This window comes from Shewanella sp. SP2S2-4 (assembly GCF_031932025.1).
Classification (GTDB): Bacteria; Pseudomonadota; Gammaproteobacteria; order Enterobacterales; family Shewanellaceae; genus Shewanella; species Shewanella baltica.
The window spans coordinates 281,480-304,917 of the sequence record NZ_JAUOER010000001.1; the positions used below are offsets into that span (position 1 = coordinate 281,480).

Annotated in this window: 24 protein-coding genes and 1 pseudogene; 11 read left to right on the top strand and 14 right to left on the bottom strand. The window is 46.5% G+C overall.

All coding sequences use genetic code 11. The features are described from left to right. Window positions 1-211: 211 nt before the first annotated feature. From Q4Q54_RS01240 to Q4Q54_RS01255, 4 genes are all read right to left on the bottom strand, one after another. Entirely contained in the window at window positions 212-850 is a 639-nt protein-coding gene (locus Q4Q54_RS01240; RefSeq protein ID WP_311987463.1) for a hypothetical protein, read from the bottom strand. 169 nt (window positions 851-1,019) lie between these two features. Then, window positions 1,020-1,886, bottom strand: coding sequence for a sterol desaturase family protein (locus tag Q4Q54_RS01245; protein ID WP_311987331.1), 867 nt, complete (start codon window positions 1,884-1,886; stop codon window positions 1,020-1,022). Window positions 1,887-2,029: 143 nt separating this feature from the next. Beyond that, window positions 2,030-3,061, bottom strand: coding sequence for a DUF2804 domain-containing protein (locus tag Q4Q54_RS01250; protein ID WP_311987333.1), 1,032 nt, complete (start codon window positions 3,059-3,061; stop codon window positions 2,030-2,032). A gap of 216 nt (window positions 3,062-3,277) precedes the next feature. Continuing rightward, on the bottom strand, window positions 3,278-3,841 hold the full coding sequence (locus tag Q4Q54_RS01255) for a porin family protein (protein WP_311987335.1): 564 nt from the start codon (window positions 3,839-3,841) through the stop codon (window positions 3,278-3,280). Window positions 3,842-3,987: 146 nt separating this feature from the next. Here Q4Q54_RS01255 and Q4Q54_RS01260 point away from each other — a divergent pair, with 146 nt between their 5' ends. The 4 genes from Q4Q54_RS01260 (at window position 3,988) to Q4Q54_RS01275 (ending at window position 7,294) form a co-directional block, all read left to right on the top strand. Further along, on the top strand, window positions 3,988-4,554 hold the full coding sequence (locus Q4Q54_RS01260) for a YajG family lipoprotein (RefSeq protein WP_006080278.1): 567 nt from the start codon (window positions 3,988-3,990) through the stop codon (window positions 4,552-4,554). Between the two features lie 29 nt (window positions 4,555-4,583). Beyond that, complete coding sequence (locus Q4Q54_RS01265) at window positions 4,584-5,168, top strand: peptidylprolyl isomerase (RefSeq protein ID WP_259214907.1); 585 nt, start codon at window positions 4,584-4,586, stop codon at window positions 5,166-5,168. Between the two features lie 73 nt (window positions 5,169-5,241). Continuing rightward, the gene (locus Q4Q54_RS01270) at window positions 5,242-5,562 is read left to right on the top strand and encodes a hypothetical protein (RefSeq protein WP_107949078.1); all 321 of its coding nucleotides are present in this window, start codon (window positions 5,242-5,244) and stop codon (window positions 5,560-5,562) included. A 316-nt stretch (window positions 5,563-5,878) separates the two neighbouring features. Then, window positions 5,879-7,294 carry an AmpG family muropeptide MFS transporter gene (locus tag Q4Q54_RS01275; protein WP_311987338.1) on the top strand — a complete coding sequence of 472 codons (1,416 nt, stop codon included), beginning with the start codon at window positions 5,879-5,881 and terminating at the stop codon, window positions 7,292-7,294. A gap of 121 nt (window positions 7,295-7,415) precedes the next feature. Here Q4Q54_RS01275 and Q4Q54_RS01280 read toward each other — a convergent pair whose 3' ends face one another. Further along, the gene (locus tag Q4Q54_RS01280; protein WP_006080274.1) at window positions 7,416-7,901 is read right to left on the bottom strand and encodes a YajQ family cyclic di-GMP-binding protein; all 486 of its coding nucleotides are present in this window, start codon (window positions 7,899-7,901) and stop codon (window positions 7,416-7,418) included. A 155-nt stretch (window positions 7,902-8,056) separates the two neighbouring features. On the opposite strand from Q4Q54_RS01280, the gene Q4Q54_RS01285 reads away from it, so the two are divergent. The 4 genes from Q4Q54_RS01285 to Q4Q54_RS01300 all read left to right on the top strand — a co-directional run bounded on the left by Q4Q54_RS01285 (window position 8,057) and on the right by Q4Q54_RS01300 (window position 11,407). Beyond that, window positions 8,057-8,419: a VanZ family protein gene (locus Q4Q54_RS01285; RefSeq protein ID WP_006080272.1), complete on the top strand. Its 363-nt coding sequence runs from the start codon at window positions 8,057-8,059 to the stop codon at window positions 8,417-8,419. Between the two features lie 49 nt (window positions 8,420-8,468). Then, window positions 8,469-9,407 (top strand): 2-dehydropantoate 2-reductase, encoded by a 939-nt coding sequence (locus Q4Q54_RS01290; protein WP_311987340.1) that lies wholly within the window; start codon window positions 8,469-8,471, stop codon window positions 9,405-9,407. Between the two features lie 351 nt (window positions 9,408-9,758). Then, window positions 9,759-10,097 (top strand): P-II family nitrogen regulator, encoded by a 339-nt coding sequence (locus Q4Q54_RS01295; protein WP_006080270.1) that lies wholly within the window; start codon window positions 9,759-9,761, stop codon window positions 10,095-10,097. Then, a complete protein-coding gene (locus Q4Q54_RS01300) occupies window positions 10,094-11,407 on the top strand; it encodes an ammonium transporter (RefSeq protein ID WP_259582246.1) in 1,314 nt (437 codons plus the stop codon). Before Q4Q54_RS01295 ends, Q4Q54_RS01300 begins: the two co-directional genes overlap by 4 nt. 85 nt (window positions 11,408-11,492) lie before the next feature. Here Q4Q54_RS01300 and Q4Q54_RS01305 read toward each other — a convergent pair. The 6 genes and pseudogenes from Q4Q54_RS01305 to Q4Q54_RS01330 all read right to left on the bottom strand — a co-directional run bounded on the left by Q4Q54_RS01305 (window position 11,493) and on the right by Q4Q54_RS01330 (window position 17,749). Then, window positions 11,493-13,011: pseudogene (locus Q4Q54_RS01305) on the bottom strand (EAL domain-containing protein). 173 nt (window positions 13,012-13,184) lie between these two features. Beyond that, window positions 13,185-14,057, bottom strand: a complete 873-nt coding sequence (locus Q4Q54_RS01310; protein WP_311987343.1) for a DMT family transporter — start codon at window positions 14,055-14,057, stop codon at window positions 13,185-13,187. 193 nt (window positions 14,058-14,250) lie between these two features. Next, entirely contained in the window at window positions 14,251-15,099 is an 849-nt protein-coding gene (gene kdsA / locus Q4Q54_RS01315; RefSeq protein ID WP_311987344.1) for a 3-deoxy-8-phosphooctulonate synthase, read from the bottom strand. Between the two features lie 64 nt (window positions 15,100-15,163). Then, window positions 15,164-16,411, bottom strand: coding sequence for a DUF819 domain-containing protein (locus Q4Q54_RS01320; RefSeq protein WP_011845831.1), 1,248 nt, complete (start codon window positions 16,409-16,411; stop codon window positions 15,164-15,166). A 154-nt stretch (window positions 16,412-16,565) separates the two neighbouring features. Next, complete coding sequence (locus Q4Q54_RS01325) at window positions 16,566-17,354, bottom strand: SirB1 family protein (RefSeq protein WP_006080264.1); 789 nt, start codon at window positions 17,352-17,354, stop codon at window positions 16,566-16,568. Further along, window positions 17,354-17,749 (bottom strand): SirB2 family protein, encoded by a 396-nt coding sequence (locus tag Q4Q54_RS01330; RefSeq protein WP_006080263.1) that lies wholly within the window; start codon window positions 17,747-17,749, stop codon window positions 17,354-17,356. The genes Q4Q54_RS01325 and Q4Q54_RS01330 overlap by 1 nt, the downstream gene beginning before the upstream one ends. Window positions 17,750-17,867: 118 nt before the next feature. Between Q4Q54_RS01330 and Q4Q54_RS01335 the strand changes: the two genes are divergently transcribed. Continuing rightward, the gene (locus Q4Q54_RS01335; protein ID WP_311987346.1) at window positions 17,868-18,281 is read left to right on the top strand and encodes a GNAT family N-acetyltransferase; all 414 of its coding nucleotides are present in this window, start codon (window positions 17,868-17,870) and stop codon (window positions 18,279-18,281) included. Window positions 18,282-18,415: 134 nt separating this feature from the next. Here the strand turns inward: Q4Q54_RS01335 and prmC are convergent, their stop codons facing one another. The 3 genes from prmC to hemA are packed head-to-tail and all read right to left on the bottom strand — an operon-like array spanning window position 18,416 to window position 21,623. Further along, window positions 18,416-19,264, bottom strand: coding sequence for a peptide chain release factor N(5)-glutamine methyltransferase (gene prmC / locus Q4Q54_RS01340; RefSeq protein ID WP_115333918.1), 849 nt, complete (start codon window positions 19,262-19,264; stop codon window positions 18,416-18,418). A 2-nt stretch (window positions 19,265-19,266) separates the two neighbouring features. Continuing rightward, window positions 19,267-20,358 carry a peptide chain release factor 1 gene (gene prfA, locus Q4Q54_RS01345; RefSeq protein ID WP_012090152.1) on the bottom strand — a complete coding sequence of 364 codons (1,092 nt, stop codon included), beginning with the start codon at window positions 20,356-20,358 and terminating at the stop codon, window positions 19,267-19,269. A 14-nt stretch (window positions 20,359-20,372) separates the two neighbouring features. Then, the gene (gene hemA, locus Q4Q54_RS01350; RefSeq protein WP_311987349.1) at window positions 20,373-21,623 is read right to left on the bottom strand and encodes a glutamyl-tRNA reductase; all 1,251 of its coding nucleotides are present in this window, start codon (window positions 21,621-21,623) and stop codon (window positions 20,373-20,375) included. A 253-nt stretch (window positions 21,624-21,876) separates the two neighbouring features. Between hemA and lolB the strand changes: the two genes are divergently transcribed. Further along, on the top strand, window positions 21,877-22,521 hold the full coding sequence (gene lolB / locus Q4Q54_RS01355) for a lipoprotein insertase outer membrane protein LolB (protein WP_311987351.1): 645 nt from the start codon (window positions 21,877-21,879) through the stop codon (window positions 22,519-22,521). A 1-nt stretch (window position 22,522) separates the two neighbouring features. Then, a complete protein-coding gene (gene ispE, locus Q4Q54_RS01360; RefSeq protein WP_311987353.1) occupies window positions 22,523-23,377 on the top strand; it encodes a 4-(cytidine 5'-diphospho)-2-C-methyl-D-erythritol kinase in 855 nt (284 codons plus the stop codon). Window positions 23,378-23,438: the final 61 nt, after the last annotated feature.

Sequence of the window (23,438 nt, forward strand, 5' to 3'; positions counted from 1 at the left end):
GAGTTTAACGCACTTTAGGCAAGGCGGTTATTTGCAGACCTAGCGGGCTAAGTTAAAAATAACCAACGCAGCATAAAGTGCGTTAAAACCCGCCGGGACGGAGCGCCTAGGGTGCTTCACTTCCGTGTTGCATCAATTCAAAAGGTGGCCGACATTCTGTCATTGATGCGCCTTGAATTGAAGCACCCTAGGCGCTCTGAAACTCGTATCTTCAGGTTGCTTGGGTATAGCGTAAGTCTCGATAGAGTTGAGCATGCTGAGAGCGGTGACGACTAAATAAGAATTGACGTAACGCTTCACGTTCTTCGGTTTCGGCCTGAAACTTAACAAAGGCCAAACCTTTCTCACTACGGATAGGCTCAATATCGATACGTAAAGTCTCGCCATTAGGCAATTGTAATTGCAGCTCTTTGCTGCCTAGCAATTGCTTAAATTGCTGCTGTGATTTAGCGCGAATAGCCATGCCAGAACTGGATAACGAGGCAACTGACCATTGCTCACCTTGATCGTGGTCGAATATCCACACATCATCGGCTTGGGTTAACCGCCAACTGCGCTCCACTCCCGAAGCATCGAGCACTTCAGGCACGCCTAAAGTGGGTTGAAACTGTCCAAAGTCATCCACTTTCATCAGTAGCGGAAACCAGAGTTTATAGGGCCCGACTTCGGCTAATAGAGTGAGTTTTGCCTTACCGAGAATCGAAGCGATAACTTGCGGCACTTCAGTTGTGACTGTGAGCACGTGATTGACAAGGGGATCGTTAGTCAAGGCAGTGCCCACACGAGTCGGCGAAAAAAGTTCGCTAAAACAAGCAAGCTCCTCCGCGGATAATCGAGGTTCATCCATCATGATAAGTCCTCCCAAGTTAAATTCCTTATCCCAAAAAGTACCACCAAAGTATGATGCTGTACATTTTTACACCAAAATACTGGCAAAAAACGGAATATAGGCTAGCAAGGCTAAATTGAAGAGGCTATTAGCCATTTGCGCTATTTAACTTGGAAAATACAGTGGATTGTTATTCCTCGTTTTTTAAACTGCTGGAAGGCGGAGCAAACAAGATACGTAGTCGTTGTTTAACACTCAAGCCTGCCGCGGTAACCTCAGCAAACATGTCTCGCCATTCGCTAAACGTCACTTTAAGGGGATTAAAACTATTCACAGGCTTAGTGATGCCGTAAATCACAGTCTCTACCTCGGGCTCAAAAGTGCCAAACAGCTTGTCCCAAATAATCAGCACACCCGCATAGTTTTTATCTATATATTGGGGATTACGACCGTGGTGCACCCTGTGATGTGACGGTGTATTGAAGACCCATTCCAGCGGTCCGAGTGATTTAATCGCTTGGGTATGCACAAAAAATTGCAATCCCAGATTGAGTAATACCACAAACACCACCCAGTTTGGATCGAAACCTATGACCACCAGCGGTAACCAAAATACCCACATTCCCGCCAATGGATACATTAAACTCTGACGAAAAGCCGTACTAAAATTCATATTCTCAGAGCTGTGGTGCACCACGTGAGCCGCCCACATCCAACGCACTCTGTGGCTCGCCCTGTGGAACCAGTAGTAACAAAAATCCTGCGCAACCATCAAGGCAATAAAGCTTAATGGGCCCATTTCAATATCGAATAACTTCCAACCAAACATCGCCAGATACAGCTTAGCGATCAACAAGCCAGTGAGCAGATCGGCACCTTGATGCATTGCTGCGAGGCTGAAATTACACAGCACTTCTTGGCCGCGATAACGTGCACTCAAGGGTAGCTTTTGTTTTTTATCGCCAAAATACCATTCCAGCAAAATACACACGAAAAACAACGGCGCGAGCACGAGCAGTAACACTTCGGGGTGCTGGATCAGCGAGGCGATATCCATATAAGGTCGTCCTGTTCTCTTGTTGTTTTATGATTATTTTTAGTGTTTTTTATATCGATTCTGAGCGAATTTTATAAACCGCATTAAACGCCACAACACAGACAACAGTGGTCGGTTAGTCGCGTTTTACGACCCGCATTTGGTTACCAGCGGGCATAGTGATCTTCGGCGAGTCCCAGCACATTATTCAACTGGTAACTGCGCCCTTGATTATCGGTAATCGTGCCGCTGAAATGACCGATGAATTGGCGAAAATTGCTCTTAAGCAAGAGCAAGTTACGCTTTTCACTGCGACAATTGCGCGCTGCAAATTGTAGATCCACTTGGCCATTTTGACTGTAAACTCGCCAGACTTCGGCGCCGAGCGTGGCGTGACGATCAAATTCAAACTGCACTGGTCCGAGTAAATGACGCTCACCATTAATCCAAAAGACATTTTCAATAGCGCCGGTTTCATTGACGCCCGCAGCTAAATTAAGCCCCATAATGCCCTCATGGATCCGCGCGTTGATCGACGCCCAGCGCCAACTCGTATCGCGGCGCATGTAACCCGCCGAAAAATCATAACCAGCTAAAGCGTGATTCAACGGCTGCGGCTCATGAGCTACAGTCAAACTACCTTTAACCGTCAAACCATTATGTTTCTGTGTGTAAGTCCAGCCGTTGTATCCCGTAGGGCTACACATGGCCATAGGCAAACTTAAGGGTGCTGAGTGCAAAGTCACATCGGCTTGAATATTTTTAGTATCAATCATTAACCGCCAACCACCCTCTACAATCTCAAAGCTTAACTTCGCCCCTTTACTGCCAATACTACTTCGCCCCTCGGCTGGCGATGGCGTCATCTGATAGCCAAATCTTAAAGGTTTTAGCCAATCAAGCTGGGTGAGAGTGTTGGTTTTTATGTCGTATAAATAACAAAACGCACTGCCGACGTAAGCAATATCGGCGAGTGCGATACCAAGGACATAACGCGGCGTGACCAAAGAGACAAACTGAAATTGTTTATAATCGAAATGCTTGGCCCACGCTGAAGCGGGTTTATCCATAGTATCGAAATAAGCAAAGTCCGCTAAACCTAAGGTTTTGACTATGCCATCGAAATGGCCGAAATGGGGTAACCCCTTCGGATTGATCAGGCTATCTGGGGCGATTTGCGTTGCTATCGTTAACATGACTAAGCCTTACAGAAATAACGCGGGAGCATCTGTGCTCTCTCATTCTAAACATCGAATTTTTACTCTAACCTGTCCCCCTTTGCATTAAAAGAGTGCAAGGTCAAAATGTTGTCGTTTTGTTGCCAGCCAGTATTCTGTTTAATGCTTTAACATCCTAGGTTATAAAACGAAAAAAGCGCCCTAAGGCGCTTTAATGCTAGATGCTAAGAAGAACTAGAATCGATAGCTCATTCCAAAGTTGATCCCCTGCAACTCTAACTCTTTCATCGGAAGATATTCATACTCCAAATTCAAACCGAATCCTGACTTAAAGCGATATTGCCAACCAACCGCGCCATAAAAGCCGACATCGTTCGAGTCCATCTCCTGCTTATCCATCTCATAACTCACTTGAGTGTAGGCAGCGCCCAGCTTGGCATAAAGGCTGTTACCGCGAGACAACGCATACTCTCCGTAGGCTGTGGTTCTAACACCGTTATAACTCAGGTTTTTTATCTCACTGATAATACTGACAAGCGCACTCACAACACCACCGGAACCAGCTAAATAACCCGCTTCAACCCCAAAATTCTCGTTGAGCATATAACGGTAATATAAGTCGCCACTCAGGGTGTCACCGGCATCATATTTACCATTCTTAGTTTCAAACTCTTGGCTACCGTAACCTAAACTGCCGCCGAGTATATGGGCAGAATCACCCGCGAATGCATTGGTGCTCATGATGCTTGACGCCAGTGTCAGGCCCACAATGAACGAAATTAACGACAGTTTTGGCATATTTTGCACCTAAAGAAATGAACTAACCCATAGTGAACGCTGGATATTATCACTAAAAGCTGTACTCCAACTGAATCGAGGTGTTCTGTGGCATCAAAAGTGATTTCTGGTATGCTGTAGCCACTTTTACTTGTACGAGAGATCCCATGAAACGGCTATTACTGACTTTGACTTTTCCCCTGCTGTTCGCGGGCTGTGCCAGCCAAAATCCGACTCATATGGCTTTCAGTCCCCAAGTGCCCAATATCAGCCAACAAACCGCGCAACGTGTTCCTATCTCTCTTGAAACCGTAGATACACGCACCGTTGATTACGTGGCGCGTTTTATTGAAGAAGGAACAAAAACACGTTTGGTCGGCCCGAGTGAACCGCCTAAATTACTGCTCGATGAAGTATTCCGCGCAGGCTTTAGCCAAGCGGGTTATCAAATCGATCCTAGCGCGACTAATTCAGTGCAAATTCAATTAGAAGAATTGCAAATGGATGTCACTAAAAAGACTTTTGGCTATGAGGCAAAACACAGTGTGTTAATCGCAGTGCAAGCCAAAAACTCAACCCAAGAACTGGTTAAACGTTACAAGGCAAAAGGCACCTTGAAAGGCCCTTTAACACCCGATTTTGCGACCTTAGAGCTGGATATGAATAAATTACTCGGCCAACTCACAGGTGAAATTCTCAATGATCCTGAGCTTAATCAGTTTCTACAACAATAACAGCGTCAGTTTATTATAAGGAAATCAATATGCTCCGTTGGATATCAGCCCTCTTATTTCTCTTTATGAGTCACAATAGCCTCGCACTCGACATTCAGGCAGATACCTTGTATCCCAGAGTCGAGTTTGACACTAGTTTAGGCAAAATAGTGGTCGAGCTAGATAGGACACGCGCACCGATCACTGTCGATAACTTTTTAACTTATGTCGTTAAAGGCGAATACGACAACACGATATTTCACCGTGTGATCAGTGACTTTGTGGTACAAGGCGGTGGACTCACCCCTAAGTATGAAGAGTTGCCAGACGGCAAGCCGATAGTCAACGAATCAGGAAATGGTCTCACCAACAGCATAGGCACTATCGCCATGGCGCGGGAAAACGAGCCGCACTCAGCCACACGCCAGTTCTACTTCAACGTGGCCGACAATACTAAGCTCGACCCATCCAAACGCCGTTGGGGTTATGCCGTATTTGGTGAAGTGATTGAAGGTAAAACTGTCCTCGAAGCTATGGCTGTCGTTGAGACAGGCACGAACACTAAGCTCAATTGGCCTGACGTCCCTGTGACACCTATCATATTGAAAACTGCTAAGTTATTACCTAAACAGTAATCCAAAAATAATTTCGAGCAAAAGCGCTAATTTTGCATCTATACTGTTATAGCAAACAGAAAGGAGGCAAACGATGACGGCAACTGAGTTCATCGATAATAAAGCGCCCCAACTCGCCTTTTATGGAAAAGCGTTTTTGAGTGAAGAACTCGACTTCCATGAAGTGCAACTTTACTTATGGGACACGTTAGAAGAATGGCAGCAATTGAATTCGACTGGCGAAGCGCAAACGGAAACTGAAAAAGTGTTTTGGCACTTGCTCCACAGCTTTAACAGGTGGCCTGACTGTGTGATCCGCGGCAATCAATATCTGCGTAAGCAAGTGAATGATTGCTGTGACTTTCTGAGTTTAGGCGGCCGAGTGCCACAGGGATGCGTTGGGATAAGACCTTAAGTTCTGCATGCCTATCAATAGAAAATGGCCCTGTTATCAGGGCCTTTTTATATCGCGTAATTGATTCCTCCCTCTTCATTTTTGTCATCTTTTCTATTCATACAGGCAATCAATCCCGATGATTAATCCTGACGCTTAACGCTGGCGATATAAACCCGCGGCTCACGCTTAGCAACAGAAGATTAACGCCAAAGCTATATTCAATCACCAAAATGCGCCAAAACGAGAGCTCAATATAAAAGGAATGCCATTAGCCCTTGAACCCTATGGCACCTTACCCGTAAGCTAGGCGGATTAAATACCTAGACTCTTACCTATGTCCGCAACAGGTTTTATTCAACGTACACTCGATGCGCTCAGCGTCTATTATCACAAGCGGGTTTTAATCCTATTATTGTTAGGTTTTTCCGCCGGTCTACCGTACATGTTAGTTTTTTCAACGTTATCCTTTTGGTTGCGTGAAGCCGGCGTTGATCGCACTGCTATCGGTTATTTCAGCTGGATTACATTAGCCTATGGCCTTAAATGGGCTTGGTCGCCCTTAGTGGACCGGCTCTCACTGCCGCTGCTAACTCGCTTTCTAGGCCGACGCCGTAGCTGGATGCTGTTCGCTCAGTTGTTATTGGTCGGCGCTATCTTAGGTATGTCGTTCAGCGATCCGCTCAAGGATCTCGAACGCTTGGCACTGTTTGCCTTAATGATTGCCTTCGCGTCTGCCACCCAAGATATTGTGATTGATGCCTTTCGAATTGAATCCGCCCCAGAAAAAATGCAAGCCGCCTTAGCCGCCGCCTATCAAGTGGGTTACCGCAGCGCCATGATAGTCGCCACCGCAGGCGCGCTCACGATAGCGGCTTGGGTCGAACCCGGTAACACAGCATACAACTTAGTGGCCTGGCAAACCTCTTACCTGATTATGGCGGGCTTGATGTCCGTGGGGATTTTGACCACGCTTTTTAGCCGTGAGCCCAAAGTCGATACCCGCGCCGCCGATGCCACTGAATTAGCCTTAAAACAACGCTTAAGCGCCACTTATCCAAGAATCATCGCCGCTGGTATGTCATGGGTATACACGGCCTGTATTTTACCCTTTATCGACTTTTTCAAACGCTATGGCTACAGCGCTATTCTCATCCTATTGCTGATTTCTTGCTACCGGATCTCGGATATTGTGATGGGCATTATGGCGAACGTCTTTTATGTGGATATGGGCTTCACTAAGGAAGAAGTTGCCTATTTAAGTAAAATCTATGGCCTGATCATGACCTTAGTCGGCGGTGCCTTCGGCGGAGTTTTGTTAGCGCGTTATGGCACGATGAAGATCCTTTTCCTTGGCGCTTTGCTGGTGGCGGTAACCAATCTGTTATTCGCGTGGCAGGCGGTAATTGGCTATAACGTGCCCTTTTTAACCTTTGCCATTTCCGTAGACAACTTTAGCGCAGGAATCGCTACGGTTGCCTTTATGGCCTATCTATCGAGTCTCACGAGTAATGGCTACAGTGCGACGCAATATGCCTTACTGTCTTCGATTATGGTACTGTTCCCAAAGTTTATCGCGGGCTTCTCGGGGGCTTATGTCGACGCATTTGGCTATGTGAACTTCTTTGTCGCAGCCAGTGTGATTGGTTTTCCTGTGTTGTTTTTGGTTATCTTAGTCAACAAGTATGCGCCGCACCCCAGCACATCATTAATGGATGATTCGTCAAAAAGTGCACCAGCAAAATCGGATTAAGGTCTCATAGCACTTATGTCATCAATATAAAAAAGCCCTCACACCTTAGTGTGAGGGCTTTTACATTTAAAGACGAAATGGCAAACGCGATACTGCATCACGTTAAATCAATTTTGCTCGATTAATCTTTAAAGTTATCAAATTGGAAAGGCTGGCCTAACTCAGACTCACGTGCCAACGCCATGACAGCTTGTAAATCGTCACGTTTTTTACCTGTAACTCGTACTTTCTCGCCCTGGATAGACGCTTGCACTTTAAGTTTGCTGTCTTTAATTAGCTTGACCAGTTTTTTAGCGATTAAGGTTTCTATACCTTCTTTAAACTTCACTTTTAGGGAGAAGGTTTTACCGCTGTGGATGGCTTTCTCATCGACTTCCATCGAAGACGGATCCACATTACGTTTGCTCAGTTGCATACGTAAAATGTCCACTAATTGTTGGCATTGGAAGTCATCTTCAGCGGTTAACGTGACCACATGATCCTTATATTCCACGTCAGCCGTTTTACCGCGAAAATCGAAACGTGTCGCCAGCTCACGCTTGGTATTATCAACCGCATTACGCAGTTCAACTTCATTCACTTCTGACACAATATCCATTGAAGGCATAGTTTTTATGTCCCATATCAAATTAATATGCAGCTAGTTTACCCACACACAGGCCTAAGTTGAAGGTAAAGCCTAGAATAAAAGCGTAATCATGGATGACTTTAGTGGTGGATTTTCCTATCATTGCCCCACTCTAAGCTAATGCAAACATATTTGTGATAACTAAAAATACCCTATTTAAGCTGGCTTTAGCCGTAGCCTTTGTCGTGATCAGTTATCTGGTATTTTCCAGACCAACCTATTCGCAAAGTATTCCGAATATCGACAAGGTAGGCCATCTTGGGAGCTTTTTTTGCCTCTCCTATCTCTCCTACCTCGCTTTCAAACCTAAGTGGTATTGGCTATCGCTCACATTGGCGAGCTATGCCATTTTAATTGAGCTAGTGCAATCGCGCTTGCCCTACCGTAGCGCCTCTGTGGCGGATGTCATTGCCGACTTTGCCGGCATAGCGCTGTTCTACTTTTGTAATTGGGCCTATGGCAAATACTTTCGTGCGGCGCAGTTGCGGGAAGATTAATCCGAACGCTTTAAATTGGCGCGGATACAGAAACCTTAAGGCTGCGAATATGACTCATGCTGTGGATATTGCCATTTTAGGTGCAGGTGCCGTTGGGCAACTGATCTGTCGCCAACTGACCGTAGCGGGCATGAATGTCGGTTTTATCGGCCGTAATGCTCTCGAATCTAGCCAGCAGGTACTGAGTTTCACCCCATTAGCGTCTGCGGATGACCTTCAACAGCAGATGCAAGCTATCCCGTATTCGGTGCCTATCTTAACTGCCGATACGCTCGACAATATCCGTCTGGTGATTGTCTGCGTTAAAGCCTATCAAGTGCTTGATGCGCTCTCCCCCTTACTCAAGCAACTGCCTAGCCAATGCCATATTTTGTTATTACACAATGGCATGGGGCCTCATTTAGCGCTGGCACCGCTGATTAATGCGCAAGCCAATGGCAGAGGGCTAAGCCTAGGGACGACGTCTCAAGGGGTGTTACGTCAAGCCCCTTGGCTGATTAAGCAAACCGGACAAGGGCTGACTCAGCTGGGGCATTTCGCAGGCGCAGAGCTGACAGAGCATTATCGCAACGCTTTGCTGGCTGCCATTCCGAGCAGTGAATGGGTCGATGCGATTGTGCCTTGCCTGTGGCAAAAACTCGCAGTCAATGCCGCCATCAATCCGCTTACGGCGCTATATCAATGCCCCAATGGCAAACTAGCTGAGCCAGATTTTAGTGAAATGATAAATAGTATTCTCGATGAGTTGGTCATGGTTGCCGCACATGATGGCGTGTCGCTTGATCAATCATTTTTGCACGACAGGGTCTACCAAGTGATCCGCCTCACTGCGGGGAACTTCTCGTCGATGCACCAAGATATTGCGCATCAAAGGCGAACCGAGATAGACCAAATTAACGGCTATATCTGTGAGCGTGCACAAGCGCACGGTTTAAGTGCACCAGTCAATGCAGAGCTCTGGGCGCGAGTCAAACAGTTAGTAGTTTAACCGAGTACAACTAGCCTAGTACAACCAAAGTTAAAATATTGTTTAATCATGATAATCTGTAAATAACGATTTAATTTCCCGCACTCATGCAGCGTATTAAAACGCTGATCCCCCTCGCTCTATATCTGCTCGAGACTATCTGCACTGATACTTGTCAGCAACACTTAGCTTGCACCAATAAAACGCACCAAATCAGGGCGATTTGATTCTGTTTTGCACCGTTTTGCATCAATTCTTGATGCTATTTCGGTGCGACTGAATGTTAACGCAATGATAATAAATGCTTTGTTTATATGGCCTGATTCCTGCTTTATTCCAATAAATTGAGTCTGAAGTTTGTTGGAGAGAAAATTGAAACTGGTCACCGCAATCATTAAACCGTTCAAATTAGACGATGTACGTGAAGCCTTAACTCAGCTCAACGTCCATGGCATGACAGTCACTGAAGTGCGCGGCTTTGGCCGCCAAAAGGGCCATACAGAATTGTATCGTGGCGCCGAATACGCAGTGGACTTTTTGCCTAAGATGAAACTCGAAGTCGCCATTCACTCCGATCAAGAAGAAGCCGTTATCGAGGCCATTATTGCCGCGGCCCATACAGGCAAAGTGGGCGATGGCAAAATCTTTGTGACCGAACTCCAACAAGTCGTGCGCATTCGCACTTCGGAAGAAGGAGTGGATGCCCTATGATACTAGCGAACTTCAGACTTAGTTTTAAATATCTATTGATATTATTCAGTATGTTGGCGACCAATGCTGTCGCCGATGAGGGTCAGTTCAGCGCCGCGAATACTGCGTGGATCTTAAGCTCATCCGCGCTGGTGTTGTTGATGACCTTACCCGGATTAGCCTTATTTTACGGCGGTTTAGTACGCAGTAAAAACGTTCTCTCGATATTGATGCAATGCTTCTCTATCGCCGCCCTTGTCTCAGTTTTATGGTTTGCCATAGGTTATTCGCTCGCCTTCGATGCGGGCAATGGATTTATCGGTGGCTTAAATAAAGCATTACTGTCTGGCATTGGCCGAGATAGTCTCAGCGGGGATATTCCTGAGCCCCTGTTTATGCTATTTCAAATGACCTTTGCCATCATAACGCCAGCTTTAATCATCGGTGGCTTTGCCGAGCGAATGAAATTCTCAGCTGTGCTCATCTTTTCAGGGGCTTGGTTATTATTGGTTTATGCGCCGATCACCCACTGGGTGTGGGGCGGAGGCTGGTTAGCACAGCTAGGACTGTACGATTTCGCGGGCGGAACCGTAGTACATATTACCGCCGGGGTTGCAGCGCTCGTGGCGGCTAAAGTGCTAGGTCCGCGCAAAGGATTTTTAAACTCGGCGATTATGCCGCACAACCTGACCATGACAGTCACAGGTGCGGGCATGTTGTGGGTAGGATGGTTTGGTTTTAATGGCGGCAGCGCGCTCGGCGCCAATGGCACAGCAGCCATGGCGATTTTAGCAACTCATCTCGCCGCTTCTATGGGCGCGATGACATGGGCAGCAATTGAGTGGATTAAGTTTGGTAAACCCAGCGCCCTTGGCATAGTCACAGGCATGGTAGCAGGCTTAGGCACTATCACTCCGGCGTCTGGTTATGTTGGCCCAGCGGGTGCCTTAGTGATTGGTTTACTCGGCGGGATCGTGTGTTTTTACTCAACGGTCTATATCAAACAGAAACTTAAGATCGATGACTCCTTAGACGTTTTCCCCGTACACGGGGTCGGCGGTATTCTCGGAACCCTTTTGGCCGGTGTGTTTAGCTCGACCCAATTAGGCGTCTTTAGCGGCTACGGTTTTGCGGCCGTGAACGAAACCATGATAGACCAACTTGGGGTACAGATTATCGGGGTCGCGGCAACATTCACTTATACAGCTGTGGTCACTTGGTTACTGTTCGTGATCATCCGTAAACTACTTGGCGGCCTTCGTGTCAGCACAGAACAAGAAGTTAACGGCTTGGATTTATCGGAACACGAAGAAACTGGCTATAGTCTTTAAACGCTTTAGGCTACAACCTAAGCTATAACGCTTGAACAGCAATAAGGGCACCTAAGTGCCCTTATTGCTGACTGGTTTGATGATGCTAATGTTTAAAATGCTCGACTAACCATAGCTTTAAATCGGCGAGTTTCATCGGCTTAGCAAAGAGATACCCTTGTAGAAAATGCACTTGGCGACTGGTTAAATAATCCGCCTGCTCCTGCGTCTCAACCCCTTCTGCCACCACGACATAATTCATCTTGTGGGAAAGCTCGATAATGGTATCGAGCATATGGGAAGTGACAGAATCTTGCCCTATGGTATCGATAAAGCATTTATCAATTTTCAGATAGTCTAACGGCATCGTTTGCAGCAGGGATAAAGTGGTTTGCCCTGTACCAAAGTCATCAATTGCCACTAAAATCCCTAACTGACGCAAGCTTTCAATACACTGGCAAATATCCGGCGTTAGCAATTGCCGTTCGGTGATTTCAATCAAAGGCTTAACGCCAATACGCTCCAGGGAATCCCGCAGATGAATAAATTTCGACTCGATATCATCCTGCGTAAAGTGTTCTGGCGCCACGTTAAACGCAATTCTAAAGCCCGGTTCGACCTTCATATCGGCAAAATCTTTTAATGCCCGCTCAAAAATATAGTTGGTCAATGGGACAATTAACTTGCCCTCTTCGGCAATGGGAATGAACAAATCAGGCCGCACTATACCCATTTGAGGATGCTGCCAACGCACTAATGCTTCAACGCCCTTGGCCTTACCGTCCTCGGCACAAATCACAGGCTGATAAACTAAGAAAAACTCTTCATTCCTATTCCACTGCGAATGTCATCGGCAAGAGAATGGCGAGTAACCCTTGAATAGAGCACAAATAGGATAGTACCCGTAATCAAGACTATGCTAACGGGCAAAGAAATGGCCAAAAATATCCAAAAGAAATGCCAGAAAAAGGCAGGTGACATTGCTAATAACACTGAAAAATTGTGCTTATCAGAATCGAGCCTCATCACCTCATTTTGTTTAAATTCGGGTGACTCTGGAATCGTTTTACCATTTATAGATAAAGCGACATTGATCACTGCGCGGGGAAACACATTGGGTTGTACAAAGGAGTCTAATAAATATTGCCCTTCAATAATCACAGCAGCGCCGTGCTTAGATATCGGTTCCCAGTTTGATGCCACTATCGCAGGCACCTCAGGCATAAAAGGCGTGCCGCCAATAATAAACTGGTTAGGTATTTCAAGATTTTCAGTGGTACTGACTATGCCTAAAGGAACGTCGATATCACCTGTTTTAGATGAACAATAAACACGTTGCGAATCAAGTATTAAAGCCGAGCGAAAGTAAGGCTGGAACAACATATAGTTGTGTAATTCTTGACACTCAGTGTCCTTCAACGCCAATGCATAATGGCTGATTTCATCGGCATGAGAGATCAACGTATCTATATGACCTACATAAATCCCCCCACACCTTTGACTTTATCTTCCACAAAATACTGTGCAGAGAGATAACTTGCTACAACAGCAACCCCAATGGGAAACAATATCACTGCCAGCCATTGCCACAATGGCAGATTTAATTTTGCTATTTTTCTTCGCATAGTTCTCTGTTTAGTTCCTTAACTCGCACAGCACTCGGTTAAAAATGGTATCAAAATCTAAGCGGCAAGGTATGTATATGTTTGTATCTCAGTTCATGTCAGCTTGATATAAACTGGCTAAATCGAGTTTTATTCTAGTATAAAAAACCAGTATGACATCAATGAGTTTTAATCTACTCCCACATCACCAAAATGGCGGCCATAGCAATAAGGACTAATCCAAGCATATCTTTTATCTTCACTTTTTCCTTCAGCCAAAAGGTGGCAATTAAGATCATAAAGAAGGCTTCAACTTGGCCTAAAGTTTTAACATAAGGCACAGCCTGCAGCGACATAGCACTAAACCAGCCGATTGAACCTAAACAACTGGCGGTACTGGTGAGTAAGGTAAGCTTAGGTCGCTGCCATAACGCGGCCAGTGTGGATTTATCCTTAAGTAACAGATAACTGACTAACACTAAGGTCTGTAGACTAATCACGAATAACAGCACCCAAGCGGCGCTATGGGGGAAGCCGATATTCAAACACAAACTAGCCTCCCGCACCCAAAGCGATGTCAGCGCAAACGAAGTTCCACAAGCTAAACCAATCAATACCGTATTGAGCGACAGACTTCGAAGACCTTGTTTGGCACTCAACAGAAAAATCGCCACACCACCCAGTAATACACCCGACCAACCTAATGGTGATAAATGAGTGCCAAAAAACACTGTGCCTAATATCGCCGCAACCACAGCTTCACTCTTAGCCAGCCCAGCCCCAATAGCAAAATTCTGCAGCTTAAATAGTTTTACCATTAAGCCCGTCGCGAGGATTTGCATCGCCGAGGCGCCTAAGATAAAACCGATAAAACGGCCGCTAAAATCGGGGATACCGACATCCTGCCAAAGATGTAAGCTCGCCAGATACACGGCGGCAAGTGGCCCAGCCCAAATAAAACGCGCTAAGGTCACGCCCGCAACACTCACCTCTTTACTCAGCTGGCTTTGAAACGCATTACGCCAAGCCTGCATAAATGCCGCCAGCAAAGTTAGTAAGATCCACATGAAGGTATTCCGTAAAGAATGAGTCGGCAATAAAGACGAGAGTTAGGCAAACCTCATCATAAAACATTAATGTTTCAGATAGCCATGGGGTGATGGCAGTCTAATTGTTTCTGCTGAAAAACAAAGCCCCGAACGAGTCGGGGCTTTGAGATCTAATCACTAAGTCACTAATTCATTAAGTCTTAGCTTGCGATTACTTGCTGGTATCGATTGGCTCAAAGGATTTAACCAAATCGTCAATCGCTTTCATTTGCTTCAGATAATTTTCTAACTGATGCAAAGGCAAGGCACATGGGCCGTCGCACTTAGCGTTATCAGGATCGGGATGCGCTTCAATGAATAGACCCGCTAAACCTAGCGCCATACCGCTGCGCGCTAATTCGGTCGCCTGTGCACGACGTCCGCCCGCTGAATCGGCACGGCCACCAGGGCGTTGCAGCGCATGGGTCGCATCGAAAATGACAGGGTAACCAGATTGTTTCATCTCATCCATGCCCAACATATCAACGACTAAGTTGTTATAACCAAAGCTTGAACCACGTTCACACAGGATGATCTCATCATTGCCCGCTTCGTTAAACTTAGTGATGATGTGGCGCATTTCGTGCGGTGCTAAAAACTGGGGTTTTTTCACGTTGATGATAGCGCCGGTTTTTGCTATAGCGACAACCAGATCTGTCTGTCGGGCTAAGAATGCTGGCAACTGAATGATATCAACCACTTCAGCAACAGGTGCACACTGGTGCACTTCATGCACGTCAGTGATCAAAGGTAAGTTAAAGGTCTTTTTGATTTCTTCAAAAATCTTCAAACCTTCTTCCATGCCTGGGCCGCGGTAAGAGTTGATTGAAGAGCGATTCGCCTTATCAAAGGACGCCTTAAACACATAAGGAATACCCAGTTTTTGGGTCACTTCGGCGTAGGTTTCAGCAATCGACATAGCAAGATCGCGAGACTCAAGCACGTTCATGCCACCAAACAACACGAAAGGTTTATCGTTAGCAATCTCGATTGAACCTAGGTTTATGATTTTATTACTCATCGCAACTTCTCTCTAAAATGCTGGAACCTTTCCCAGCGATGAACTGAATATAGGGCTAAGGCCGCTATGTCGCAACTACCTGTAAAAGTTGACCACAGAGCCACGCCATGTAAGTCCCTAACGCATAACCAAATACGGCTAACAGCACGCCAACAGGCGCTAAAGCGGGGTGGAATGCCGCAGCAACGACAGGGGCAGATGCTGCACCGCCGACGTTCGCTTGGCTACCCACAGCCATGTAAAACAGCGGCGCTTTAATCAACTTAGCCACCAATAACATAAAGCCTGCGTGCACTAACATCCAAATAATGCCCACTAAAAAGTACAAAGGCGTGTCGAGCACTTTACTCACATCCATGTGCAGACCAATCGTCGCCACTAAGATGTAAAGGAAAGCCGACGCCACTTTCGATGCCCCCGCCGCCTCTAAATGGCGCACAGGGCTGAAGGACATAGCCAAACCAATGGTTGTGACTATCACCACTAACCAGAAGAACTTAGAGGTTAAGCTGTAATCTTCGGTCCAAGGGTAGTTCGCTTCAAAAAATGGTCCAAGGAAATCGGCGGCCATATGGGCGATACCTGTGATACCAAAACCAACGGCGACAATCAGCATAAGATCACGCAGATTAGGAATGCGGGCATTTTCAGCGTGATACTTTTCAACTTTGTCTTTTAACGCTTCAATTGCTGAGGTATCGGCACCCGTTCTCGCATCAATCTCTTTCGCCTTTGATGCCATAAATAACAATACGGCCATCCAGATATTGGCGACAATCACATCGACTGTCACCATCACAGAGAAAATATTGCCACCTACCGCATAGATTTCTTTCATCGCGGCTTGGTTTGCGCCGCCACCAATCCAGCTTCCGGCTAAGGTCGTCATGCCGCGCCATACCGCATCAGGACCATCAACTCCAATTAAAGAGGGCTCGATGATCGACACTAACAGCAAGGCAATCGGGCCACCGATGACGATACCGACAGTGCCGGTTAAAAACATGATTAAGGCTTTCGGCCCTAAACTTAAAATAGCTTTTAAATCAACGCTTAAAATTAATAAGACTAAACACGCTGGCAGTAAATAACGTGACGCCACAAAATACAGTTGTGAGGTATTACCGTCGATCACCCCAAAGGTATTCAATAATGATGGCAAGAAATAGCACAACAAAAGGGCGGGAATAAAACGATAAAACTTCTGCCAAAAAGGATGACTACTGCTGCTGGTATAAAATACAAAACCCAGAATTGTCGCGAGTATCCCTAACGCCGTGGCATCGTTCGTCACTAAGGCCGTGCTTGTCATGCTAATTTCTCCCTGTTAATACAGTTATTATTTTATTTTTATTAGAGACTTAACCTTTAAGTCCCTGGGTCAAACTTCCATCTGCCCAGTATTATTATTTTTGCTGATTGGATTGAACAGTTGATAAATAAGAAGAGCCCCGAAAGGCTCTGCTTTAATGGTAAATCTCGGCGTGCTCATTTAATTCTTTGAGCTGCATCTTCACAATTTCGATCACGGGATCGTGGGGGCTGTTATCGACAAAATGCTGCAAATCAGCAGCCGCCACATTAATACAACCCAGCTGCTGCGCGATAAAGGCTCGCTCACGATTGAGGTGCACATCATCGCTATGCCATTGCAATAGCAGACTGCAACATTCCATCGCCGCCTCAAATTGATGCGACACTATACAACCCGCTTTTAGCTCATGCAGCATGCGCGTCAGCAGTTTTTTCACCGTTGCTGGCTTTAAGTAACTCGCCTTAAGCTCGGCCGCATTGCCTAACTCGCCGCGCACTAACACATGCAACTGGTGACGGCTGAGCTCCTTGCCTGTCAAAGGATCCAGATAACTCACTTCACCGGCAATCTTGCAACGCAGCACAGTATTACCAGGTAGTAATATTGGTTCAAGCTCAAGATCTAACTGCTTCGCCAGTAACATCAAGACAGTTGCCAGCGTAGTGCTATTCCCTTGGCGGCTAATCAAGCAAGTGCCTAAATCCGCTGCCTCAGTACTAAAGTAATTATCGCGGACACAAAAGCCTAAATCCTCGTAAAACCAATGCAACAGCGCATTAAAACGCTGTTGTTGGTCAACCAAGTAATGACTTAGGACGGCTCCCGCCATTTCAAACCAAGCCCATTTAGCGGCTTCTAGTTTAGAAAATCCAAGGTGCGCACCTACATCCAATGCCGACTCGGGCAATGAAATGCCATCTTGCAGAGTGTAGTTACCCATTAACCCAATAATACCGCTTGTTTAAAATGAGCCAATTTAGCAGCATAAACCAACCAGCCTATCGCGCCTAAGTAAGCAAATACTTTGAACAACTTGTTTCTGTTTGCCTTTATGGCAATCGCACCTAGGACAATGTAAGCAACTACAGCACCGATTTTTTCGGTCATCCAAGGATCCACAAAAGGAAATTGTTGGATCATAAAACACAGGGTTAAACCCGACAGCAATAAGAAAGTGTCGATAACATGGGGCGCTATCTTGAGCAGTTTCTTCTCCATCAAAGCCGATTGGCGCAGATGCAGAACAAAGCGCACGGTAAGCAGCAACACGCTCAACGCGATAAAGGTAAAATGCAGATGTTTAACCGCAGGATATAGACTGTAAAAAGTTTCCATTACGATACTTATGGTCAGTGACAAAGGCGCTAGTTTACCCTAATCCGTGACGGCATACCAATGCCTATCAGCCTGATAGTCAGAGCTAACATCATAAAAAATCAAACGAGAATAGACGATGAATTTAAGCTTAATTAATGATGAATCAACCGAGTTCGCCGATGCCATAAAACAAAAAATCATCGAGTTCAACCAAGTCCAATGGCAAGGGCTTAGCCGTAAAAATCTCGGCCTCAAATTACAAGATACCGAAGGTAAACTGTTAGCGGGAATAAGCGGCAAAACCTTCGGCAATTGGTTGTTAATTGATTACCTGTGGGTCGATGGCACCCTAAGACACCAAAAAATCGGCACGCGCTTGCTATTAGAAGCAGAAAGCCAAGCAAAAGCGCGCGGCTGCCAATTTGCCCTGCTCGATACCTTAGATTTTCAAGCTAAGCCCTTCTATGAGCGCCACGGCTATCGCGTACAATGGATTCAACAAGCCTACCCAGAAACCGGCAGCAAATTTTTTATGGTGAAAGTGTTGTAATGTTTGAGGTTGGCGATTTTAACCTTACATCTGCTTAAACTGACTCTTTAGAAAACAAAAACGCCATTGGCAATAACCAATGGCGTTCGATAAATCGGTATAACAGGGTAAATACCTTCACTTAAAGCAACGCGTTATTCTGCCCATTTACCCATAGTACATCTGTCATTACTGCCAAAGTCTCGCACTGTGGCGACATTTTCATAGCCCAGTTCGATAAGCTTAGCTCTGAGTCTTACCGCCTGTTCAAAACCATGTTCGAGCAGGATATAGCCGTTAGGCTTTAAGTAATCTCGGGCAGTGTTGGCAATATAGTAAAGATCGGCAAAGCCTTCCTCGGCGGCAGTTAACGCGCTTTGGGGCTCGAAACGCACGTCACCTTGGTGCAAATGTTCGTCTGCTTCATCAATATAAGGTGGGTTTGAGACGATTAAATCAAAGTCACGCGACTTTACCGCGCTAAACCAGTCACTTTGAAGAATGTCGACCTGCGGCAGCTTTAAATTCTCACGGTTCGCGATAGCCAAAGCCACGGCATCATCAACTTTATCGACCGCGGTGATTTGCCATGACTCACGCTCAGACGCTAACGCCAACGCAATAGCCCCAGTGCCAGTACCTAAGTCGAGCACTTTGGCATAGGTTGAAAGCGGCAGGTTCAAAGCGGTTTCAACCAGAATTTCCGTGTCAGGACGCGGGATCAAAGTCGTGTCGTTAACGATAAAAGGCAGCGACCAAAATTCACGCTCACCAACAATATGTGCCACAGGCACGCCCTTTTGACGTTTCTGTACCATTTGCTGGAAACGTTTCCACTGCTCAACCGTCAGGGATTTTTCAGGCCAAGTATACAAATAGCTGCGGCTTTTATTGAGGCAATATAACAGCAAAACCTCTGCATCCAGATGAGCGGATTCAGAGGTTGATGCTAACTGCACATAAGCCCATTGCAGGGCTTCGGCTATGCTAGATTGATCTGACAAAACTACCCCTGCTCGTCAGCCAGTGCGGCTAACTGGTCAGCTTGATGCTCTTGCATCAGAGGCAATAAAATAGCATCGAGATCGCCTTCCATCACTTCGTTCAAGCGATATAAAGTCAAGTTGATGCGGTGTTCGCTCACGCGGCCTTGCGGGAAGTTGTAAGTACGTACACGTTCGGAGCGATCACCACTGGCAACCAGACTACGACGGGTCGATTCTTCGGCGCTACGGCGTTTTTCGTCTTCAACAGCTTGAATACGTGCGGCCAGAACACTCATGGCTTGGGCACGGTTCTTATGTTGCGAACGTTGATCTTGGCATTCCACCACTATCCCTGTTGGAATGTGGGTAATACGAATGGCAGAATCAGTTTTGTTAACGTGCTGACCACCCGCACCCGATGAACGGAAAGTATCAACTTTCAGATCGGCAGGATTGATTGAAATCGCTTCCGCTTCAGGCACTTCATGCAGTACAACCACAGTCACCGCTGAAGTATGCACACGACCTTGGGATTCGGTTTCTGGCACACGTTGTACGCGGTGACCGCCGGATTCAAACTTAAGTTTGCCGTATACGCCTTCACCGCTCACCTTCATGATCACTTCTTTAAAGCCACCATGTTCGCCTTCGTTACAGCTCATGATTTCGATCTGCCAGCGATTCGCTTCAGCATAACGGCTGTACATACGGAACAAATCGCCCGCGAAAATCGCGGCTTCATCACCGCCTGCACCTGCGCGGATCTCAACGAAGGCGTTTTTATCGTCGTCGGGATCTTTTGGCAGTAAAAGAATTTGCAGTTCATCTTCAAGATGCTCGAGTTTGGCCTTAGCGGCTTTCATCTCTTCCTGCGCCATTTCGCGCATTTCTGCATCGTCTTCTTCCAGCATTTCTTTGGCAGAATCGAGATCAGCCTGCGCTTGCTGATAGGCTTTAAAGCCAGCAACAACGTCTTCTAACTGGGCATATTCTTTCGATAACGCACGAAACCTGTCTTGATCAGAAATGACGCTAGCATCACCCAGCAAAGCCATGACTTCTTCATTGCGCTCGAGCAAGCCTTCCAGCTTGCGGATAACGGATTCCTTCATTTAACTCGCTAACCTTAGTGTTTATCTAATCCAAGCGCTGATCTTAACTGACCGAGAGTATTCAAATCGCCCTGACGACTCGCTGCCGTGAGGGCCTGTGTCGGTGCGTGGATAAGTTTGTTGGTCAGGCGATTGGCTAGTTCAATCAATACCTGCTCAGTGTCTGAGCCCTGAGCTAATTTATTCAAGGCGCGTTCCACTAACTCATCTTTTACCGCCATGCTCTGGCTGCGATACTCGCGAATACTGTCGACCGACTCTAAAGAACGGATCCAATCCATAAATAGGAAAGATTGTTCTTCAGTAATTACTTCAGCTTGCTCGGCGGCTTCTTTTCGAGAAGCCATATTCTGTTCAATAATGCTATGCAGGTCGTCCACTGTATACAGAAACGCGTCATCCAAATCGGCGACTTCCGGCTCAATATCCCGGGGAACTGCTATATCAACCAATAACATAGGTTGATGGCGACGCTGCTTTAGCGCTTTTTCGACCATGCCTTTACCTAGGATAGGCAGAGGGCTGGCGGTAGAGGATATCACGATATCGGCTTTTGGGAGATAATCTGGTATCTGCGCCAGTGTAATTGCTGTTGCGCCAAACTCCTCACACATGCCTTGGGCACGTTCTAACGTTCGATTTGCTACAACCATTGAAGCCACACCGTTGTCTTTAAGATGCTTCGCAACCAGCTCTATGGTTTCACCCGCGCCAATCAATAGCACTTTCGTGGTCGATATGGATGAGAAAATATGTTTCGCCATGCTAACGGCCGCAAATGCGACAGACACTGCGGCGGCGCCAATTTCAGTGTCGGTGCGGACTTTCTTAGCGACTGAAAAAGTGTTCTGAAAGAGTCTATCTATGGTTAGTGCAACCGTACCAGCCTCTTTGGCCTTAACAAACGCTTGCTTTACTTGACCGAGAATCTGCGGCTCACCCAAGATCAACGAATCGAGCCCAGAGGCCACACGCATCAAATGCCTTACGGCATCTTGACCGTGATAATTATAGAGACAAGGTGCTACATCCTCATGATCTAGGCCGTGATATTCTTCAAGCCACGCAATAATGTCGGCCTCATCGCCGTTGTTGCAATACAACTCAGTGCGATTACAGGTTGAGACAATAACGGCTTCACCCGAGCGTGTACGACTGGCCAGACTCTTCATAGCATCATGAATTTTGTCCGGAGAGAAGGCAACTTTCTCACGCAGGTCTACCGTGGCTGTTTTATGGTTAATACCGATTGCTACAAGGCTCATCTGACTCTTTCTAGATTCTTGGCGACTCTCTTAATAAGGGCATTCTACTGAATTGGCCCAACTAAAAACAGAATACGCTTAACAAAACCGAATAAAGGTCTAACTTCTTACCTAAATTTTCTATCAATAATAGGTAAGGCAAAATTTGCCCCAAGGGAGCAAATCTAAGTGACCGCCGATGGAAATTTTACGTTTGGCATTGGTATTCTTTCCAAGCCCTCGTATCATAAGGACTTTGGTATATCAGTCATAGATGAATAATTTGAAGCGCCTCACAAAAACCATTTTCTCTTGTTTTACCTTAAGCGCCCTACTTTTGCTGGCGGGGTGTGAAACCTTGCCGCCGATGACTGACTTAAGCCCAATCACAGTCACGGATGCGCGCCAAGCAACCGCTTGGGAATTACAGGGTAAACTGGCGATAAAAACCCCTGACGATAAGCTCAGCGCGAATATCTACTGGCGCCACAGTGAAGATCGCGATGAGCTGACACTCACCACTATGCTGGGTACGACTGTGTTGACGCTTAACTCGACCCCGAACTCGGCCCATTTGCATATCGATGGCAAAGATTTTCGCGACGATAATGCCCAGCGTTTACTCGAGCGAGTCAGCGGTTGGTCCATCCCCTTGGCCGATTTACCTTTGTGGATCACAGGCCAAATTGGCCCCAATGATCAGGTCATCGCACGCGATAGCCAAGGCAAACCTAAACAGCTAACCAATACTCAAACCCCACCACCTTGGCAGGTCGCATTTTTAAGTTGGCAATCCCAGAGCGGCGCCAGTGTGCCCCATCAATTAAAGCTTGAACGTGGTGATTTACAACTCAAACTACAGCTGAATCAATGGCAAGCTCTTGGCAAGCCCGCGATCTTAGTAGGAGAACAACCTTAAGATGCCCACTGCAATTTCCCGCAATTGGCCTGCGCCAGCCAAGCTCAACTTGTTTTTACACATTAATGGCCGCCGCGCCGACGGTTACCACGAACTGCAAACCTTGTTTCAGTTTATCGATTGCTGCGACATGCTCGATTTTAAGGTCACTGAAACCCCTGAACTGATTTTGCACTCCAATATGTCGGGCGTTGTCGCTGACAGCGATAACTTAATTCTGCGAGCCGCAAAATCATTACAGCAAACCACAGGCTTTAAAGGCGGCGCTGAGATCTGGCTAGATAAACGGCTACCCATGGGCGGCGGTTTAGGTGGCGGCTCGTCCGATGCAGCCACCACATTAGTGGCATTGAACACGTTATGGCACACCCAATTATCAACCGAAGAATTGGCAAGAATCGGCCTTAGATTGGGTGCCGATATTCCTGTTTTTATTCATGGTTTCGCCGCTTTTGCCGAAGGTGTGGGCGAACGCTTACAAGCGGTAAATCCGAGTGAGCCTTGGTACTTAGTCATAGCTCCCGATGCGCATGTTTCCACCGCCGAAGTATTCCAAGATCCACTTTTACCGCGTGATACCCCGAAACTGGCCATAGATACCTTAATGAGCCAACCTTGGGCAAATGATTGCCAAAAACTCGTCGTTTCTAAATACCCTCAAGTTGCCAAGGCATTAGGCTGGCTGCTAGAATATGCGCCGTCGAGAATGACAGGAACAGGCGCATGCGTGTTCGGGGAATTCACACAACAGCAACAAGCTCTCGCAGCCTTGGCGAAATTACCGTCTGAAATGCAAGGATTTGTTGCACAAGGGATGAATCTTTCGCCGCTCATCACGCGACTCAGTCACCCTTAAACTACTTTCTTCTAGAGTAACCACTTAACGATAACGCCTCGGGTTCCTCCCGTCCCTATAT

Coding starts and splice junctions, on each gene's coding strand:
- Q4Q54_RS01240 (WP_311987463.1), bottom strand. CDS start 850: ATGATGGATGAACCTCGATTATCCGCGGAGGAGCTTGCTTGTTTTAGC.
- Q4Q54_RS01245 (WP_311987331.1), bottom strand. CDS start 1,886: ATGGATATCGCCTCGCTGATCCAGCACCCCGAAGTGTTACTGCTCGTG.
- Q4Q54_RS01250 (WP_311987333.1), bottom strand. CDS start 3,061: ATGTTAACGATAGCAACGCAAATCGCCCCAGATAGCCTGATCAATCCG.
- Q4Q54_RS01255 (WP_311987335.1), bottom strand. CDS start 3,841: ATGCCAAAACTGTCGTTAATTTCGTTCATTGTGGGCCTGACACTGGCG.
- Q4Q54_RS01260 (WP_006080278.1), top strand. CDS start 3,988: ATGAAACGGCTATTACTGACTTTGACTTTTCCCCTGCTGTTCGCGGGC.
- Q4Q54_RS01265 (WP_259214907.1), top strand. CDS start 4,584: ATGCTCCGTTGGATATCAGCCCTCTTATTTCTCTTTATGAGTCACAAT.
- Q4Q54_RS01270 (WP_107949078.1), top strand. CDS start 5,242: ATGACGGCAACTGAGTTCATCGATAATAAAGCGCCCCAACTCGCCTTT.
- Q4Q54_RS01275 (WP_311987338.1), top strand. CDS start 5,879: ATGTCCGCAACAGGTTTTATTCAACGTACACTCGATGCGCTCAGCGTC.
- Q4Q54_RS01280 (WP_006080274.1), bottom strand. CDS start 7,901: ATGCCTTCAATGGATATTGTGTCAGAAGTGAATGAAGTTGAACTGCGT.
- Q4Q54_RS01290 (WP_311987340.1), top strand. CDS start 8,469: ATGACTCATGCTGTGGATATTGCCATTTTAGGTGCAGGTGCCGTTGGG.
- Q4Q54_RS01300 (WP_259582246.1), top strand. CDS start 10,094: ATGATACTAGCGAACTTCAGACTTAGTTTTAAATATCTATTGATATTA.
- Q4Q54_RS01310 (WP_311987343.1), bottom strand. CDS start 14,057: ATGTGGATCTTACTAACTTTGCTGGCGGCATTTATGCAGGCTTGGCGT.
- kdsA (WP_311987344.1), bottom strand. CDS start 15,099: ATGAGTAATAAAATCATAAACCTAGGTTCAATCGAGATTGCTAACGAT.
- Q4Q54_RS01320 (WP_011845831.1), bottom strand. CDS start 16,411: ATGACAAGCACGGCCTTAGTGACGAACGATGCCACGGCGTTAGGGATA.
- Q4Q54_RS01325 (WP_006080264.1), bottom strand. CDS start 17,354: ATGGGTAACTACACTCTGCAAGATGGCATTTCATTGCCCGAGTCGGCA.
- Q4Q54_RS01330 (WP_006080263.1), bottom strand. CDS start 17,749: ATGGAAACTTTTTACAGTCTATATCCTGCGGTTAAACATCTGCATTTT.
- Q4Q54_RS01335 (WP_311987346.1), top strand. CDS start 17,868: ATGAATTTAAGCTTAATTAATGATGAATCAACCGAGTTCGCCGATGCC.
- prfA (WP_012090152.1), bottom strand. CDS start 20,358: ATGAAGGAATCCGTTATCCGCAAGCTGGAAGGCTTGCTCGAGCGCAAT.
- hemA (WP_311987349.1), bottom strand. CDS start 21,623: ATGAGCCTTGTAGCAATCGGTATTAACCATAAAACAGCCACGGTAGAC.
- lolB (WP_311987351.1), top strand. CDS start 21,877: ATGAATAATTTGAAGCGCCTCACAAAAACCATTTTCTCTTGTTTTACC.
- ispE (WP_311987353.1), top strand. CDS start 22,523: ATGCCCACTGCAATTTCCCGCAATTGGCCTGCGCCAGCCAAGCTCAAC.